Raw genomic sequence first — 18,844 nt, 5'->3', positions numbered from 1 at the left:
AGGTCTTATTCTTAGACACTAAAATAGGTTAAAATCAATTGTCTCAAGGGATTTCATAAAAAATCCTCCAGATTGCTTCAGAAAACTAACATTTTTGCAAAAAACACCTATTTTGATTACCAATTTTAAACAAAAAGCATACTGTGGTTAAAAATTTGGATTAAGTCCACAGAGTCCCTATATTTACTGCTCCGTACAAAATTTAAGAACAATTAAATGGCAAGATTAAATCTTCTGGAAGAAACGCGTTTTGAAAAACTGCCCGTTTCTGTCTTTGAAAATCCTACAGCAGCATCTTTAAGTGTTGCTCACCGCATCGGGGACCTTATTAAAGAAAAACAAAAGAACAATTCCAAGGCTGTCTTAGGCCTAGCTACCGGAGCTACACCAATTCAGGTGTACGCGGAATTAGTTAGAATGCATAAGGAAGAAGGTTTGAGCTTTAAAAATGTAATCACATTCAACCTTGATGAGTACTACCCTATGCAGCCAGATGCTGCACAGAGCTATGTATCTTTCATGAATGATCATTTATTTGATCACATCGACATTGAAAAAGAAAACGTAAACATTCCTGACGGGACTTTAAAACTGGAAGATATTCCTGCTTTCTGTCTTGCTTACGAGAAAAAAATCACTGAAGTTGGTGGTTTAGATATTCAGATTCTGGGTATCGGTCGTACTGGTCACATTGGTTTCAATGAACCAGGTTCTGCACCAAACTCAGGAACACGTTTAGTTACGCTAGATGACCTGACAAGAAGAGATGCTGCACGTGATTTCGGTGGTAAAACTTTTGTACCTACAAAAGCAATTACCATGGGTATCGGTACTATTTTCAAAGCCCGTGAGATCATTCTTATGGCCTGGAACAAAAAGAAAGCTTCCATCATAAAAAAAGCAGTAGAAGGTGAAATTTCAAGTGAAGTTCCTGCTACTTATCTTCAATTATCTGACCATGTAGAATTTATTCTGGATCAGGATGCAGCTTCTTTATTGACACGATTTGATACACCTTGGTTAGTGAAAGATTGCATCTGGGACGAAGTTTTAACCAGAAAAGCAGTAATCTGGTTGGCAAATACTCTAAATAAGCCAATTTTAAAGCTAACTGAAGACGACTATAACAACCATGGCATGGCTCAGCTTGCAGTGGAACAAGGTCCAGTTTACAATATTAATATTCATATCTTCAACAAATTACAACATACCATCACTGGATGGCCAGGTGGTAAACCAAACGCAGATGATTCTCAAAGACCAGAGCGTGCGGAACCAGCTAACAAGCGTGTGATCATTTTCTCGCCACACCCTGATGATGATGTAATCTCTATGGGTGGTACTTTCATCCGCTTAGTTGACCAAAAACATGATGTACATGTGGCTTACCAGACTTCAGGTAACACTGCAGTATGGGATGATGATGCCCTTCGTTTCGTAGAATTCAACATCGACTTCTCAGAAAAAATGGGAATGCCTCAACAGGGAATGAAAGATATTTACCAAAATATCCGCAGCTTTATCGAAACCAAGCAACCTAACCAGGTAGACACTCCTGAGCTACAGTCTGTTAAAGGATTGATCAGAAAAGGAGAGGCGATTGCCGGTGCAAGGTTCTGTGGTTTAGAAGACGATCATATCCATTTCATGGCACTTCCCTTCTACGAAAGTGGAAAAACTAAAAAGAACCCTGTAACAGAAAGAGACATCGAACTAACGATGGAACTGCTACAAAAAATCAAACCAGAACAGGTATTCGCTGCTGGAGATTTTGAAGATCCACATGGTACACACATCGTATGTTTCAATATCATTTTATCAGCACTTCAAAGACTAGCGAAAACTGAAAGCTGGGTTAAAGACTGCTGGTTATGGTTATACCGTGGTGCCTGGTTAGAGTTTGATACTTTTGAGATTGAAATGGCCGTGCCATTGAGTCCACAAGAAGTAGAGAAAAAGAAATTCGCTATTTTCAAACACCAGTCACAAAAAGACCGTGCGGTATTTCCTGGGGATGACTCTAGAGAATTCTGGGTAAGAGCTGAAGACAGAAACAGAGAAACTGCTGAAGCTTATGACAAACTTGGTCTGGCAGAATACGAAGCAATGGAAGCCTTTGTTCGTTACCATTTCTAATCAGACTTATTATACGATTTATAAACCGCTAAGCCTATCGCTTAGCGGTTTTTTTTTGCGCCATCCTTTGAAGCTCAAGGCACTAAACCCAAACCTCTCCTATATCTCAGTTGGAAATTCTTTCCTGATGTTTAACATAAATTCATTAGAAAAGTATAATTTAGTCTAACTTATTAACAAACTACATGAAGAAAAACATTTATATCCTTGCGATAGGACTTGTCGCACAGCTAGCGATATATAGCCCTGGATATGCGCAAAAAAAGGCAAGTATCTCAACAACCAAAAGCTCAAGCCCGGCAAAAAAAAACGCTGACCAAATCATCCCAAATGATCCAAACGTTAAAATTGGAAAGTTACCAAACGGACTTACCTATTATATAAGAAAGAATACAGAACCTAAAAACAGAGCCGAACTGTATCTTGCTACCAGTATTGGTTCTTTAATGGAAAATGACGATCAACAGGGACTTGCGCATTTTACAGAGCATATGGCCTTTAACGGTTCTAAAGATTTTCCTAAAAATGACATGATCAATTACCTGCAAAGAGCAGGTGTACGTTTTGGTGCCGACTTAAACGCTTATACCAGCTTTAACCAAACGGTATATCAATTGCCAATCCCTACAGATAGTGCAGCTGTATTCAAAACAGGCTTTAAAATACTTGCAAACTGGGCAGGAAAAATTACAATGGATGGGGAAGAAATCGATAAAGAACGTGGAGTAATCATTGAGGAAGACCGTCAACGTGGAAAAAATGCACAGGAAAGAATGCAAAAGCAGATGTTACCCCTGATCCTAAAAGGTTCACGGTATGAAAACCGTCTGCCGATTGGCAAGGTTGATCTGCTACAAACTTTTACGCACGACAAAATTCGGAATTTCTATAACGATTGGTACCGTCCAAACTTACAGGCAGTTATTGCAGTGGGTGATTTTGACTTGAATGAGGTAGAAGAATTAATTAAACAAAACTTCTCAGGGCTAAAAAATCCAGCCAATCCAAAACCACGTTTAAAATACGACCTTCCAGACAACAAGGAGCCCTTAGTAAAAGTGATTACAGATCCTGAGCAACCTTATAATATTGCCCAGGTGATGTACAAGCAAAGAGCTGGGGTAGTTAAAACTACATCTGACTTTAAGAAAAGTCTGATGTATGCTATGATCAACAGCATGTTGGCCGCCCGTTTACAGGAGATCACGCAAAAAGGAAATGCGCCATTCTTATTTGCCCAGTCTGGTTATGGACCTTTCCAGGGAGGCTTAGTTCCTAATATCAATGCTTTACAAACGGTTGTTGTAGCCAGTTCAGGAGCAACATTAGAAAAAGCATTGGCAGCCGGTTTAGCCGAGAATGAAAGAATGAGCAAATTCGGTTTTCTTCCATCAGAACTAGCAATTGCTAAGAAAAATATCAGTGCGGGAAATGAGAAACGCCTGAAAGAAAAAGATAAAACGGCTTCTGCTGCTTTCGTTCAAAAATACCTGAATAATTTCCTGGAAGGTAGCAGTATTCCTTCCACTGAATATGCTTATGACCTGACCAAAAAGACATTGGAAGAGATTAGTCTGGCGGAAGTAAACGCTCTGGCAAAAACCCTGATTACCAAAGACAATCAAATCATCCTGGTACAGGCACCTGAAAAGGATAAAGCCACATTGCCTACTGAAGCGCAATTATTATCCACCTTAAAAAACGCAGGAAATGGAATTACAGCTTATGTAGACAAATCCATCAATAAGCCGTTGTTAGACAAAAAACCAGTAGCCGGAAAGATCGTTGAAGAGAAGAAAATTGATGCTGTAGGTGTTACTGAACTGACGCTGAGCAATGGAATCAAAGTACTATTGAAGCCTACAGACTTCAAAAATGATCAAATTATATTTAGTTCGTTCTCTAAAGGAGGAACTTCTTTAGCCAGCAACCAGGACTTCCGTTCTGCAGAAATGGTTAGTTTGATCCCGGAAAGTGGTGTTGGAGAGTTTAATCCTTCCAATCTGGATAAACTACTGGCGGGAAATACAGGATCTGCAACTGCTTATGTAAGCGACCTATACCAGGGTTTTAATGGTAGCGCTTCTCCTAAAGATTTAGAAACTGCTTTTCAGCTGGTATATGCTTATGCCACTAAACCAAGAAAAGACGAAGAGATTTTCAAGAAAAATATTGCGGATTACAAGGTGATTCTGGGCAATAAAAATGCGAATCCAAACAGTGTATTTGCAGACACAGTTCAAGCGGTACTGTCTTCTTACCACGAACGCGGAATGCCAATGAACTTATCAGATATAGATAAAATTTCTCTGGATAAAGCTTATGCCTTCTATAAAGACCGCTTTGCTGACCTTGGAGAACAAACCTTTATCATCGTTGGTGCTTTCGATGTAAATGCGATCAAACCTTTAATTGAAACGTATATTGCTAGTCTGCCTGCTGCAGGTAAAAAACAAAACTTTGCTGACAATGGAGTTAAACCTCCGGTAGGAAAAATCAGCAAAACTGTTTACAAAGGCTTGGAGGATAAAGCTGCAGTACAATTATATTTACATGGAGACTACGACTTTACACAAGAAAACAATGTACAATTAGACGCCTTGAACGAAGCCTTGAAAATCAAGATCCTAGAACGTCTGAGAGAGAAAGAAAGTGGTGTATATAGCCCAGATGTTAGTCTGAGCATGAGCAAAGTACCAAATTCACACTATTACTTTACCATCTCATTTAGTTGTGCTCCAGCCAATGTTGAAAAACTGATCGCCGCAGCATTGGATGAGGTGAATAAAATCAAGCAAAGCGGTGCATCAGCCGATGACCTGACGAAATTTAAATCTGAAGAACAGCGTCAGATGGAGCTTAGCCTTAGAAACAATGGCTTCTGGGCAAGTTACCTGGCCAGCTGTATGAAGAACGGTGAATCACTTGATCTGGTTTTAAAACAACCCAAATTGCTAGAGCAGGTAACTGTTGAAAGCACCAAAGCTGCTGCAAATAAATTCCTGAACGAGAACAATTATATCCGCTTTGTTCTTCTGCCACAAAAATAAACAGATAGCCCTTTTCAGGGCAGACATCAAAATAAAAATGGCCTGATATTGAAAAGTATCAGGCCATTTTATTTATTGCTCTTATGAGATCAGAAGTTATTCTTCTAGCTTCACCAATGCGCTGGTCTCAATTCCAACAGGGTTGGTTGGGTCACTTTCATTTTTGAGGCGATCCAGGGCAGTGATCATATAGGTATATCTCTTTCCCTTCTCCGCAGTCGTATCAATAAAGGAGGTATAATTCTCAAAACTGATTTTTAGAATGTTTCTTGCATCCAGTATATCCACTTTCGTACCCTCACTGAAACGATAGATGACATAACCTGATGCCGTTTCTCCGTCGCTGGCCAACGTTGGTTTCGCCCATTTCAGATGTACCCCATCAAGCTTTACCTCAGCAGTAAACTCCTGTGGTGCATTAGGCACAACATCATCCAACCAAGGCATTTGAGGTGGCAATGCCGGATACTTATAAAGGTTATTTCTTAAGGAATCGCCAACACCGCGCGCTACTGTAGAAAAGGACTTTGAGCTAAAAAATACACTTCCCTGAACACGATTATTTTGACGCATGTACCTGATTTGATCGGGAACCTGTGCTGGTAACTTCCATGCGGCTTCCATCTTTTGATTAACCAGATATGCAGCCTGACCGATATAAAGGTGTCGGCCATAAGCATTGTTACTCCACCAATCTACCAGTGTAGCGAAAGGCGCTACTTTACGACTGAAGCTGAAGTAAATCTGTGGATTGATATAATCCACCCATCCTTCTTTAACCCATTTTCTCGAATCAGCAAATAATTCATGGTAATTCGATAATCCACGGGTAGCAGAGCCCAAGACATCTTCGTTGTCGTTTTTCCAGATCCCAAACGGACTCACACCGAATTTCACATATTTTTTATGGTAGTGGATGCTATCATCCAGTTGTTCAATCAGCAGATCAACATTGTTTCTTCTCCAATCATTGATATCCGTAAACCCATTTGGATATTTACTGAATGTAGCCTCATCACTAATCTTTTGTCCAGCAATTTTATAAGGGTAAAAGTAATCGTCGAAATGGATTCCATCTACATCGTAACCCTTCACCACATCCAGAATGACCTGAATGATATAATCCCTTACCGCTGGAATTCCTGGGTCAAACTGCTTTTTTCCACCATAGGTAAAAAACCATTCCGGGCGTTTTCTGGTCATATGATCCTCAGCAACCACTGTCCCCGGACTTGTAGTCGCCCGATAAGGATTGAACCAGGCATGAAGCTCCATTCCGCGTTGATGCGCTTCCTTTATCGCGAAAGCCAATGGATCATAATCAGGCCCGGGAGCAACACCTTGTCGTCCGGTTAGCCATTGACTCCAGGGTTCTCTCGATTTTGCATAAAAAGCATCTGCCGCAGGTCTTACCTGTAACATGATGGCATTCATTCCATTTGCCTTATGCATTTCTAAAAGCCCGATCAACTCCTGTTTCTGCTGGTCCATGCTTAAACCCGGTTTAGAGGGCCAATCGATATTCGCTACAGTAGCTACCCACACTCCCCGAAACTCTCTTTTTGGAGCAATTTTTGATGTGCTCTGAGAGAAAGATAGAAATGGACTTGCCGCCATTAGAAACAATAGCGCATAGATAGTATTTTTAAACATTTTATATAATTTGTACTGAATAAATTTTTTCTCTTGTATGCTCTGGTAGACGTTAGGATCCAGAGATCTTAGCAAGTAAACGATTTTTTTTAAAGTCTCATACAAATAGCCTGTTTTTTTTACTATTTCCTGTTTTTTTATACTATGTTCGCGTTTTAAACACCTTTAGAGAAGAATTCAAGAAATGTCAGACCAAAATGAGATGGTAAATAAGGGTGACCGCAATAAGATATATTTTCTAATTGTAGTCATTTTAGCCCTTCTGGGAACTAATGCTTACTTATACTTAAAAGACAGACATCAAAGCCAGCGCTTTGTAACCGTAAATACAGAAAAAGATAGGCTAAAGCTTGAAGTGGAGAAGATCGAAGCGGAACTGGATAAGGTGAATACGCTTAATGTTATCCTTACAGACAAGTTACAGGAAGAACAAAAGCTTGCAAGAGCAAAGATTGCGGAATTAAAACTTGCACTTCAGGACGGAAAACTGACGCAGGGAGACCTCAATACTGCCCAAAAAGAGGTTAAAGAGCTACGAGAGTTTGTTAAAAATTATAGCGATGAGATTCTGCGCCTTGAAAAAGAAAATGCGAATCTAAGAACCCAAAGGGACAGTCTGAAAGAATCTGCTTATACGGCTACTCAGAAGGCCGAAGACCTGGAGAAAAAAAACACTGAACTAAAAGAAAAAGTAAAAACTGGTGCAGCTTTAAAAGCAGGAAACGTATCTATTGTAGCATACAAGGTAAAAAATAGTGGAAAAAACATTGAAGTAACCCGGGCAAGTACAGCTAAAAAACTCAGCATCAGCTTCAACATTGCACCGAATCCACTGGCAGTCAAAGATTATCATAAAATCTATTTACGCGTATTTGATCCGGCAGGAAACCTAATTGCCAATGGCGAGAATCTGTTTGAGGCAGATGGCGAGCAGATGCAATATACTTCCTCTACTTCCATCTCTTATAACGACGACAATACCATTTATAAAATGGACTGGGTAAACCCAAATCCCTTCATTAAAGGAACCTATTCTGTTATTCTGTATGCCGACGGATTTACAATGGGAAAAGCAGCAATTGAATTAAGATAGCGGAAAACTCAGGTAAAAAGTAGTCCCAACATCAGTAAAGGATTTGAAGGAAACCGTTCCTCCTGCATTCTCTACAGCCTGTTTTACGAAGGCCAAACCTAAGCCCGTTCCTGAGGATTTGGTGGTAAAGTTCGGCACAAAGATTTTATCCTGTTGCTCCTGATCAATGCCTTTTCCATTATCTTCCACCTCTACAAATACGTTTTCCTCGTCATTCATCACATTCACTTTAATGACACACCTGGCTTCTGGACTGGCGGCTTCTATCGCATTTTTAAGGAGGTTATTAAATGTCCGCAGCAACTGATCTTTATCTCCAAGAATCATCACCTCTATAGTAGTATGGTTAAAGATGTAGATTTCCACATTTTGTGTGTTTGTAAAGACATCCCTTGCCTGTTGAATGATGGGTAATAGACTTAGTTTTTCCAATTTGGTATCCGGCATTTTTGCAAAATTCGAGAACTCGGAAGCAATAGAAGCCAGACTATCAATCTGTTCTATAAATGACTTATTAAAACGTTCAAACTTTTTTTCAAAATTTGGGTCTTTCTCTTTCCAGGATTTCTCCAACAGCTGAACGCCCAACTTCAAGGGAGTCAATGGATTTTTGATCTCGTGAGCCACCTGCTTGGCCATTTCCCGCCAGGCAATCTCCCTTTCAGAACGGGCAAGTTTAGCCGCACTTTCTTCCAATGCGGCAATCATTTTATTGTACTCCCTGATCAGGGAGCCAATTTCATCATGCCTGGACCATTGAATTGGCTGATTCTTCTGCCCAAGTTTGGTTTTTCGTATACTTTCCTGGATAAAAGTCAGGGGACTGGTGATCTGATTGGCAAGAAACACGGCAAGGATACCAATCGCTACAAATACCAGGGCGTAAATATTAATCAAAGTATTGATATAAAGCCCGATTTTCCTTTGATAATCTGCTTCGTTCGCATAATAAGGCAGACCAATATAAGCCACTGTCTCATTCATCGCATTCCGGATTGGTGCATAGGCAGATGAATAGCTAAAATCACCAATACGCTCATCAGGATTAATATATTCCGATCTTTGCATCTGATTCAGGTAAACGTAAGCCTTAGCCCCCATTTTCCTTCCTATAATTCCAAAATCGTAAATCCGGGGTAAAGAAGTAAACAACAAATTACCATTGGCATCAAAAAGATTTAGATAAGCACCATTTACATCTGCAAATTCATTGAAGAAACGGATAGATTCTTCATTTGTAGCAGGTAATCCGGTCGAAAGGATACGTTTTTCATAAGAAAACTGGACCTTTCTGATCTTATCCTGAATATAGTCCTCTTGTTGTAGGCGGTATTCATCACGGATATAGAAATAGGTCGTCCAGCCTACAATCACCAATGTTGCTACTACAGAAAGTACAATAGAGAACTGGATCCTGGTTTTATAAAGGATCTTATTCGCATTGATCATCAGAGAGCGGTTGATGTTGAACCAGCCTCCCCAGCTTTCATCTATATTTTTTAATACCCAGATCAATGCGTATAGCGTAACTGAAAAGATAATGAAAACTAAAAAGAAGAAGGACAGCGTTGCCAGACGCGAAACATAAGACACCTTTTCCTTGCTCACAACGATTGTTTTAGATGCGATGGGCATATAGACCACGTGGGTGTATCCTAAGCTGTCTCTGATCGTCTGAGGCTTTCTAGGCTCTGCTTTAAAATCCAGAGAGGAGAGCTTGTATGTATAAGGCCCAGACTGGTTCACCAATCTGCCATAACTATAAAACGCAAAAGAGTAATTACTATAATCGTCTTCGCTCGTATTCTTACGGTCAATCAGAATATCCGGAAGTTGACTATTGTAATTGTATTGCTGTGATTTAAGCTCAATGACCAGTGTTCCCAGAATATGATTGTCCTGAAAAATTGGAATGATTCCGAAGTAATTCTGATAACCGAAAGTGTCATTCACACGATAGAAGAAATTCGATTCTGAGGCCTTTATTGAGCCGGCCTGCACCAATTTCTTATAATAGCTTAATGGAACACCCCGTTCGTTCAAAGACGAATCCCGACTGTCATACTCATAAATATTGTACTCAAACTTAGAGAGATAACCGCCTAAAAACTGCTTATTAATGTGTCTTTGTAAAAGATCAGACCTCCTTAAACTCGGCTGCTTAAAATAATCTGCAACAAAGTTATCAGTATAAATGCCTACTTCGAGGCTTTCAATGGCACTAATGATCTTAGGATCATCTGTCGATTCCAGTTTCTGGGCGATGGTTAGTCTCTTATTTCGCTCTTTAATATCGATAAACTTCAGGTACTTGATCGAAGACATGAATGCCAGACAGAAAAATATAGCTGTAAAGATTCCGATAGAGAACTTATTGTCTTTCAGAAACACATTCCATCCCACGATAAGGATGAACAATGCGTAGACCACAAAAAAGATAGAGAAGTCCGTACTGAGGCGATAAGCCAGATAACAAAAAAAAGCAACTAAAAATAGAATTAAACGCTCCTTATTTGTGACCTCCAGGCTTTTGCTCAATTCTAAGAGTACCGTAATGATCAGGTAGATATTGAACCAGACCAGGCACAAAATAACTATACTAACCCAGCTTACCCAACCTAGATTGATGATATTCGTGATGTCAAAATTGATTTTTGAGTTGATGATCAGTCCAAAGAAAACCTGATCAGTAATTAAGGCCAGTGCACCAAAAAAGGCCAGTAATATCAGGTAAAACACCCATCCTGCAATCTTATTATGGTTTAGCCAATTTGGCAAATGGTATTCATTCCTATGTTTATAAATAAAATAAACTAGCCAGGTAATGGCAAATACATTGAGCAGAAAATCTCCTAAAGAGGGTAAAAAGAAACTTTCTGCATAAATCGTCGGACTAAAGATCAGCAGGTCGAACTGCTGATTGAACCAACCATACTCCAGGTCTGTAATTCTTAATACTGCAAAGAATAAACTGAGCAATAAAGTGGCAGAAAGCAAACGCCCCTTTTTCACCATCCACACGCAGAAGGAATTGACAAACAGGCAAATGCTGAACAGCCCAATTACCCAGAGCCAGACCTCTATTTTAGAGTAAATACTTTTGGTATATCCCGGCTTCAACTTCACTTCAAACAGGAGCCTGCCATCAAAATTATTGATACCATAAACATCTGTATCCGCAAAAGTGGCCAGCGATAAAGAATTTGAGGGTAAAAGATGTGGAGAGAGGTCGTTATGGAGGTATTGATTCTGAATATTATACTGATCAATCACCTCAATGAGGAAAACCAGCGCAAAGTTTCCGGTAGTTTTCCGGATCACTTCATACCAGCCATTGGGTAGCTGGATAAAGGATGAACCTTCTGCAATCGACTCCAGACTGGAGGGAAAGGCACTAAAGGAACTCCAGAATTCTAAATTGTTTTTCTCATAGACCAGCAGGTTGATTCCTTGTGGAGGATAGAGATTGATAAAGTCTAAAGCGTATTTTTCGTTCAGGTCAAATTGCTTGGCCTGCTCCACCCTTGCAGGGTCAGAAAGAAAATCATAAACAATACTTTCTTTATCACTTAGATTTTCCTGAAGTTCAGCCGCTTCATGGGTAAGCAGATCTTTCTTGCCGATGGTATTTTTTAAAGATAGGGCCGTACCGATACAGCAGGCCCCAAGTATCAACAATAAAAATCTGATTTTACCCGCGATGCTCACGTTAAACCTTAGCTGTGGTAGTTGCAGAGCTAGTTGGAAATGCTCTATTCACTTTTTTAACCAGGCCTTGTAATACATTGCCAGGACCCACTTCTACGAATTCACTGGCACCATCAGCGATCATACGCTCAATAGTTTGCGTCCATTTTACCGCACCAGTTAATTGTGTAATTAAATTTGCTTTGATCTTTGCAGGATCAGTATTTGGAACCGGATCCACATTTTGATAAATCGGACAAAGCGGTGAAAGAACAGTTACATTTTCAATTGCTTCCTGTAGTTCTACACTTGCAGGCTCCATTAATGGAGAATGAAAAGCACCACCTACATTCAATTTTAAAGCACGTTTAGCACCGGCCTCTGTTAGTTTCTGACAAGCGATATCTACACCTTCAATACTACCAGAGATCACGATCTGACCCGGGCAGTTGTAATTTGCAGCAACCACTACTTCATCTATCTCCGCACAAACCTGCTCTACAACATCATCAGCAAGACCCAAAATAGCCGCCATTGTAGAAGGTTGTAATTCACAAGCTTTCTGCATTGCATTTGCTCTTGCAATAACCAGTCTTAAACCATCTTCAAAAGAAAGTGCATTCGCCGCTACCAATGCCGAGAATTCTCCTAGTGAGTGTCCTGCAACCATATCTGGTTTGAAATCTGATCCTAATGTTTTTGCCAGAATCACAGAGTGAAGAAAAATAGCAGGCTGAGTTACTTTTGTTTCCTTTAACTCCTCATCTGTACCCGAGAACATGATGTCGCTGATACGGAAACCGATAATTTCATTTGCCTTTTCAAACAGTTCTTTAGCGATTTCATTTTCGTACAATTCTTTACCCATGCCCGAAAATTGAGCGCCTTGTCCTGGAAATATATATGCTTTCATTTTTATGCTTAATGTGTGTTTAGTGTAAGTTGGCAGTGATTAACCTCAAAAACTCTGCCCTTGTTGTGTCTTTTGCAAATTCTCCTGTAAAAGCGGAAGTCGTAGTTACAGAATTTTGCTTCTGAATCCCTCTCATCGCCATACATAAATGCTTACATTCAATCACAACCGCTACGCCCAATGGGTTTAAGGTTTCCTGAATGCAATCTCTGATTTCATTTGTTAAACGCTCCTGTACTTGTAATCGACGCGCAAATGCATCTACAATTCTTGGAATTTTACTCAATCCAACAATATGACCGTTCGGAATATAGGCCACATGTGCTTTTCCAAAGAAAGGAAGCATGTGGTGTTCGCACATAGAAAATACCTCAATGTCTTTCACTACAACCATCTGGCTGTAGTCTTCTTTGAACATGGCACCTCTAAGGATGGAAGCTGGATCAAGGTCGTAACCATGAGTCAGGTATTGCAAAGCCTTTGCAACACGCTCGGGAGTTTTTACCAGCCCTTCGCGGCTCGGATCTTCTCCTAATTGGCTTAAAATGTCTGTATAATGATTCGCTACAGCCGAGATTTTATCTTGATTGTAACGATCTATTTTGATGTAACCGTCTTCCGTTTCATCTAAATGATCTGTGTGATTGCTCATATCTGATGGATTAGCCGAAGTACTCGACAAAGTTGTTTTCAGTTTCGTAAATTTTGATACAATGAAGTTCTGCCCCAGATTCTTTAATAAATGGCAACAATTCTTCCCAAATGGCGATCGCCAGGTTTTCTGTTGAAGCCAGCTTGCCTTTCATGAAATCCACATCAAGATTCAGGTTTCTATGGTCAATTTTATCCACTACCTGAGTATTGGTGATGTCTTTCAACCATTTTAGATCTACAAGAAAACCTGTTTCAGGGTTAATTTCCCCTTTAACAGTCACATACAACTGATAGTTGTGTCCATGCCAATTTGGATTGGCACATTTTCCGTAAACTTCTGTGTTTTTATCTTCAGACCAGTCCGGTCTCGACAATTTATGCGCAGCGTTAAATGATGCTTTTCTGGTTATGTATATCATTCTCTGTTATATTGTTGACAAATATACGCAGAAAGCTTAAAGTAGAAAGGTTTAATCTCTAACTTAGAGTTTATGAAGATTCTTTTAGTAGCGGCAACAAATGCAGAAATCTCTTTATTAACGGAACATTTCCGATTATCAGGAACTGCATTGATGAAAACAGAAAAATTCGACCTCCTGATTACGGGTGTTGGGATGACTGCCACCGCCTTTGCATTGGGAAAACATTTATCAGATCGCTATCAATTGGTCGTTAACCTTGGAATTGCTGGTTCTTTTGATCCACAGATCGAATTAGGAACAGTACTAAATATTGTGGAGGATGATTTTGCAGAACTGGGTGCCGAAGATCATGGACATTTTCATCCCATAGAAGAACTGGGCTTCGGAAAAAGTAGCTATCATGCTTATAATAACTTGCTTCACCCCTCTATATCAGAGCTAAAAAAAGTAAAGGGGATTACTGTAAATACCGTGCATGGTACTGCCGAAAGTATTGAAGCCATTAAAAACCGCTTGCATCCGACCTCCGAAAGTATGGAAGGCGCTGCAGTACTCTACTGTTGCGAACAGGCAGGCATCCCTTGTCTCCAGATCCGCAGCATCTCTAACTATGTGGAACCGCGGAACCGGGAAAGCTGGAAAATCGGACTTGCCATTAAGAATTTAAACGAATGGGCCATTGGATTTTTGACAAATAGCTAACCATTCCCTTTAGAGAGTTAATTACCTTTGAATCCATAAAAAATAGCTAAAATGACCTTAAGTCTTGGATTTTCCCCTTGCCCGAACGACACCTTTATCTTTGATGCCCTCATTCACCATAAAATTGACACCGAAGGCCTGGATTTCAAGGTATCCTTCGACGATGTAGAAACGCTCAATCAAAAGGCGATAAATGGAGAACTGGACATCACTAAGCTGAGCTTTCATGCATTTGCCTATGTATATGAAAAATATGCATTGCTGGACGCAGGAAGCGCCCTTGGTTTTGGTGTAGGGCCATTGCTGATCTCTAAAAATGAATACCTGGCCAATCACCCCGACCACATTGATGCTTCGCTTCGTGTAGGTATCCCCGGAAAATACACCACCGCTAATTTCCTGCTGGGCATTGCCTTCCCCCACTTAGTGCAGAAACAGGAAATGGTTTTCTCAGCGATTGAACAAGCGCTGTCAGCAGACGAAATTGATCTTGGTTTAATTATCCATGAAAACAGGTTCACCTATATGGACAAAGGTTTACACAAAGTGATGGATCTGGGGAATTATTGGGAGCAACAAACAGGCTGTGCCATTCCCCTGGGAGGAATTGTGATCAACAGAAATATCGATCAGGAAACTAAAGAAAAGGTAAACAGAGTCTTACGTAAATCTGTTGAATTTGCTTTTGCAAATCCTAAATCTGGAATTGAGTTTATCAAACAGCATGCACAAGAGATGAGCGAAGAAGTCATGTACAAGCATATTGAACTTTATGTCAACAAATACTCTATTGATCTGGGGACAGAGGGCAGAAAAGCAATCGATGTTTTATTCCAGATGGCACAGGAAAGAGGATTAATTGCAGCGATCAAAAAGGACCTGTATCTGATCCCTTAAATCTTTTAGTTACAAGGTCCGTCAGGAATTTCTTTGCTAATTTTTAAGAGTTTAGTCACCACCATCGTTGAGTCAAAGTCTGCAGCAATAATTAAGCTGTCAGATTTGATAATATGGCACTCTACCTCAATATATACGGGTTCGTAAGGTTTTTCAAAATTGAAATTATTATAGGCCAGTTCCAATGTTTTTGCACTATCTGTTACCCAATATTCATTTCCTTCCTCACAATCCGTAAAAGATTTGATCTCCGGACCATAGCTATACAAGCCTTTAATCACCCTGATATTGTTCTTTTCAACAGACACTGGTTTGGTATTACAGGCCAGAACAAAAACTGATAAGATGAGTAATAAGGGTAACGATTTGATAGATATATTCATGATATTAAAGATCTTGATTTAAATGGTCAATTTTCTTGACACTCAGATTTGACGACAAAGCTGATGCCATAAAAGAGAACACAGTAACTGTTAAAAATACTAATAGGAAATCCATCCATTTCAGGGCAATCGGATAAGCATTGGTAATGATGGAGTTATCCTCCGACATCTTGATCAGGGCAAATTTCTGCTGTATCAAACAAAAAATCAATCCAACAAATAACCCTAGAATACAGCCCGTCATGGTGATCATCATCCCTTCCAGTAAGAATATTCGCTTGATCAGCTTTTTTCCTGCCCCTAAACTACTTAAAACGGAAATATCCTTCAATTTGTCTATCACCAACATCGTTAACGAGCCAATGATATTAAATATAGCGATTATTAAGACAAAAGTAAGGATGATATATACGGCCCATTTTTCACTTCCCAGGATACTATGGAGCGCTGAATTTTGCTCAACACGGTCTTTTACAATAAATTTCGATCCGATTTCCTGCTCTATCCCTTTCTTAAATTCATCCGCATCCACTCCTGGATTTAAAAGCAATTCTATGGCCGAAATTTTACTGGGTTCGCCCAAAAGCTGGCGGGCAAAATCCAAAGGTACAATCGCCACATTATCAAAATCCTGCTGAACTTCAAAAACTCCGGAAACCGGAATGGTCAGTACGGTGAAGTTATCCCCTGGATTAATGGAATTGACCTTCTTCCCCTTTTTTGGAGAATAGATCTGCAATGGATTAAAAGGATCGGTGGTATTCACCACCAGGAAATTCTGAAGTGCAGAACCAATCACGGCATAATGACCACTCGCGTTTTCGAGGGTAAAATGTCCGTCAATAATGGTACTGTCCAGACTCTTATTCTTTAAATAATCAGGACTCACCCCCTTGATCAAGCCTACACTTTGCTTGTCATTGTATTTAAGTAAAGCATTTTCTGATAATACTTCTACATAGGAATATATTCCATCTGCCTTTTTCAATTGATTGAAATAAGCCGTATTTGGCTCAAAGGTTTTCCCCTTAGCGGGTACAATCACCAATTGGGGCGTCATGGTATTGAACATTTTCAGTACCATCTCACCAAGTCCATTGAAAGCTGATAAAATAATGATCAATGCAGCACTTCCCACAAACACGCCCAGCACGGAAATCGCGGAGATGATGTTGATCGCGTTGGTAGATTTTTTAGCAAAAAGGTACCTACGGGCTATGTAAAAGGCTGTATTCAACTATTTTAGTAATTACGACTGTAAAAATGGATTGTGTTGCTTCTCGAAACCTATGGTCGTAAACTGACCATGACCAGGATAAACCCTGCAATCATTTGGCAATATAAACAAGTTATTCTTTATGCTATTGATTAATTGTGAGTGGTTTCCTCCAGGAAGGTCCGTGCGGCCAATACTGGTGTAAAATAAAACATCACCACCAATCAGGAAGTTATCTGCCGCAGCATAGAAACATAAATGTGCCGGCGAATGACCAGGCGCAAAAATCAATTCCAGCTGACTGTTTCCAAACTTAACTGTACCGGTTTCTCCTAAAAACACCTCAGGCTCAGGTGAAAGCTCATAATCAAAACCCATTTGAGGGGCATAACCAGGAATTGCCTGCAGAATTGGTAACTCCCCGGCATGAAACTGAGGCTTCAGACTCCAATTATCGTAAACAAATTTATTCCCCAATACATGGTCTATGTGACAATGGGTATTTAACAACAGTACCGGTTTAAGTTGATTTTGTTTGATGAACTGAACCAATTGATTTTGCTCGTTCGAGTCAGACATTCCGGGATCAATGATCACACATTCAAGCGTCTCATCAAATAAGACGTAAGTATTTTCACGATATGGATTAAAAGCAAATTGCTGGATACTAATCATATGATTTAAAATAGATATTAATTTTTCCATTTGAAGGTACTGATCATTTGATCAATATCCTTCTTTATAAAATTCACTACCGGTTGGATGGAATCGTATTGAGGACGCTCATTAAAATATAAAGCACCACGGAAATAGTGTTTTGCACTGTCTGTAAGAAAAAATTGTACTGAAGAAGCGGTATTCCCTTCTATCGCATAATAAACACCATAAACCTTTTTTTCAGGATAGTTGATCAGCTTTTGATCAATTGCATTCGCTTTTACGGTATGTTTGAAAGCAAAGGTTCTGGCATCTTCTACCAGGCCCTCATACTCTTTTTTGGAAGAAACATCGTAATAAGTAAGGTGCAGGCGCCCATTAAACTGAGGAAAAGACAGGTTATACCAGCAAGGCTGAATATCTCTGCCACTATCAGGAATCATTTTTGCATATACCGGATACTCAAATGAATAAGCGCAACCATTGTTAAAACTCTGGTAAGCTTTCTTAGGAAAATCGATATGAAAATATCCCCTGGGTTTAGGCGCATAAACCTTTTCCTGGTTACAGGCACTAAAAGTGAGCAACAGTATAATAAGGCCGACCGGGAAAAAATTCTTCATATCAGGAGTTCCAAATGTACCAGGAGCGTTCGGCCTGAAGGTACAACATTTCCAGTCCATTTTTAATAGCGGCACCGGATGCAGCACTTTGCTCCAAAAATTTTGTCAGCTCAGGATTGTAAACCAGATCGTAGGCCAGATGCTTTTCTGTTATAGATTCGTAAGGAATCGGCGGACAACTATCAACATTTGGCGACATCCCTAAAGGGGTCGTATTGATCAAAACAGTATATTCCTGCAATAATTTCTCATCTACAGCCTCATACAAAATCGTACCCTCAGCAGGTTTTCTTGTCACCACCAGGAAAGAAATTCCCAGTTTATTCAATACATATTTTACTGCTTTTGCAGCACCACCATCTCCAAAAACCAGGGCTTTCGTGTGATGTGATTTAAGAAAAGGGACTAAAGAAGCTTCAAAACCGTACGCATCAGTATTGAATCCTTTCAATACAGCCTTACCGTTTACTCTACGAATATCAACACAATTAACGGCGCCAATCTCTGCTGCTGCTTCATCCAGATCATTAAGGTAAGCCATTACACCCACTTTATGAGGAATGGTCACATTAATTCCTAAAATTTCTTCGTCAGCAACAATCAATTCCGGAAAAGAACTGATATTTTCCATCGGATAAAGCTCATATCCGCAATCTGTGATTTCTTCTTTTAGGAATTTCTCCGAAAAGTGCTTTTTTGAAAAGGAATGTGATAAAGGATATCCAATCAGGCCAAATTTCTTCATTTGTACAAATGTA

Annotated in this window: 15 protein-coding genes; 5 read left to right on the top strand and 10 right to left on the bottom strand. The window is 39.8% G+C overall.

What is annotated here, in order from left to right; genetic code table 11:
• The first annotated feature begins 216 nt into the window (after positions 1-216).
• Positions 217-2,136, top strand: a complete 1,920-nt coding sequence (nagB, locus tag R2Q94_RS01600) for a glucosamine-6-phosphate deaminase (RefSeq protein WP_316819679.1) — start codon at positions 217-219, stop codon at positions 2,134-2,136.
• Positions 2,137-2,321: 185 nt separating this feature from the next.
• Positions 2,322-5,186 carry a M16 family metallopeptidase gene (locus R2Q94_RS01595; RefSeq protein WP_316819678.1) on the top strand — a complete coding sequence of 955 codons (2,865 nt, stop codon included), beginning with the start codon at positions 2,322-2,324 and terminating at the stop codon, positions 5,184-5,186.
• 96 nt (positions 5,187-5,282) lie between these two features.
• Here the strand turns inward: R2Q94_RS01595 and R2Q94_RS01590 are convergent, their stop codons facing one another.
• Positions 5,283-6,839 carry a glycoside hydrolase family 10 protein gene (locus tag R2Q94_RS01590; RefSeq protein ID WP_316819677.1) on the bottom strand — a complete coding sequence of 519 codons (1,557 nt, stop codon included), beginning with the start codon at positions 6,837-6,839 and terminating at the stop codon, positions 5,283-5,285.
• 184 nt (positions 6,840-7,023) lie between these two features.
• Here R2Q94_RS01590 and R2Q94_RS01585 point away from each other — a divergent pair, with 184 nt between their 5' ends.
• Positions 7,024-7,932 carry a hypothetical protein gene (locus tag R2Q94_RS01585; RefSeq protein ID WP_316819676.1) on the top strand — a complete coding sequence of 303 codons (909 nt, stop codon included), beginning with the start codon at positions 7,024-7,026 and terminating at the stop codon, positions 7,930-7,932.
• Here R2Q94_RS01585 and R2Q94_RS01580 read toward each other — a convergent pair.
• From R2Q94_RS01580 to R2Q94_RS01565, 4 genes are read right to left on the bottom strand one after another with little or no spacing between them, the layout of a single operon-like run.
• Entirely contained in the window at positions 7,924-11,640 is a 3,717-nt protein-coding gene (locus R2Q94_RS01580; protein WP_316819675.1) for a HAMP domain-containing sensor histidine kinase, read from the bottom strand. The two genes, R2Q94_RS01585 and R2Q94_RS01580, sit on opposite strands and share 9 nt — an antisense overlap.
• A 1-nt stretch (position 11,641) precedes the next feature.
• On the bottom strand, positions 11,642-12,532 hold the full coding sequence (fabD, locus tag R2Q94_RS01575) for an ACP S-malonyltransferase (RefSeq protein WP_316819674.1): 891 nt from the start codon (positions 12,530-12,532) through the stop codon (positions 11,642-11,644).
• A 19-nt stretch (positions 12,533-12,551) separates the two neighbouring features.
• Positions 12,552-13,184 carry a GTP cyclohydrolase I FolE gene (gene folE / locus R2Q94_RS01570; RefSeq protein WP_316819673.1) on the bottom strand — a complete coding sequence of 211 codons (633 nt, stop codon included), beginning with the start codon at positions 13,182-13,184 and terminating at the stop codon, positions 12,552-12,554.
• A gap of 10 nt (positions 13,185-13,194) precedes the next feature.
• Positions 13,195-13,605 (bottom strand): 6-pyruvoyl trahydropterin synthase family protein, encoded by a 411-nt coding sequence (locus R2Q94_RS01565; protein WP_182959172.1) that lies wholly within the window; start codon positions 13,603-13,605, stop codon positions 13,195-13,197.
• Between the two features lie 72 nt (positions 13,606-13,677).
• On the opposite strand from R2Q94_RS01565, the gene mqnB reads away from it, so the two are divergent.
• Both mqnB and R2Q94_RS01555 read left to right on the top strand, forming a co-directional pair.
• Positions 13,678-14,310, top strand: coding sequence for a futalosine hydrolase (mqnB, locus tag R2Q94_RS01560; RefSeq protein ID WP_316819672.1), 633 nt, complete (start codon positions 13,678-13,680; stop codon positions 14,308-14,310).
• A 51-nt stretch (positions 14,311-14,361) separates the two neighbouring features.
• Positions 14,362-15,207, top strand: coding sequence for a 1,4-dihydroxy-6-naphthoate synthase (locus R2Q94_RS01555; RefSeq protein WP_316819671.1), 846 nt, complete (start codon positions 14,362-14,364; stop codon positions 15,205-15,207).
• A gap of 5 nt (positions 15,208-15,212) precedes the next feature.
• Here R2Q94_RS01555 and R2Q94_RS01550 read toward each other — a convergent pair whose 3' ends face one another.
• Genes R2Q94_RS01550 through aroE form a run of 5 tightly spaced genes read right to left on the bottom strand, consistent with a single transcriptional unit; the run spans position 15,213 to position 18,831 of the window.
• A complete protein-coding gene (locus tag R2Q94_RS01550; RefSeq protein WP_316819670.1) occupies positions 15,213-15,590 on the bottom strand; it encodes a hypothetical protein in 378 nt (125 codons plus the stop codon).
• 4 nt (positions 15,591-15,594) lie between these two features.
• The gene (locus R2Q94_RS01545; RefSeq protein ID WP_316819669.1) at positions 15,595-16,827 is read right to left on the bottom strand and encodes an ABC transporter permease; all 1,233 of its coding nucleotides are present in this window, start codon (positions 16,825-16,827) and stop codon (positions 15,595-15,597) included.
• A 12-nt stretch (positions 16,828-16,839) separates the two neighbouring features.
• Positions 16,840-17,481 (bottom strand): MBL fold metallo-hydrolase, encoded by a 642-nt coding sequence (locus R2Q94_RS01540; protein ID WP_316819971.1) that lies wholly within the window; start codon positions 17,479-17,481, stop codon positions 16,840-16,842.
• A 17-nt stretch (positions 17,482-17,498) separates the two neighbouring features.
• Positions 17,499-18,086, bottom strand: coding sequence for a gliding motility lipoprotein GldD (gene gldD / locus R2Q94_RS01535; protein WP_316819668.1), 588 nt, complete (start codon positions 18,084-18,086; stop codon positions 17,499-17,501).
• Between the two features lies 1 nt (position 18,087).
• Positions 18,088-18,831 carry a shikimate dehydrogenase gene (aroE, locus tag R2Q94_RS01530; RefSeq protein WP_316819667.1) on the bottom strand — a complete coding sequence of 248 codons (744 nt, stop codon included), beginning with the start codon at positions 18,829-18,831 and terminating at the stop codon, positions 18,088-18,090.
• Between the last annotated feature and the right edge of the window lie 13 nt (positions 18,832-18,844).

It is taken from the genome of Pedobacter gandavensis, from assembly GCF_032678465.1.
GTDB classification, from domain to species: Bacteria; Bacteroidota; Bacteroidia; order Sphingobacteriales; family Sphingobacteriaceae; genus Pedobacter; species Pedobacter gandavensis_B.
Note: the sequence above shows the minus strand (reverse complement) of the source record. Positions and strands in the feature narration are given on the sequence as shown.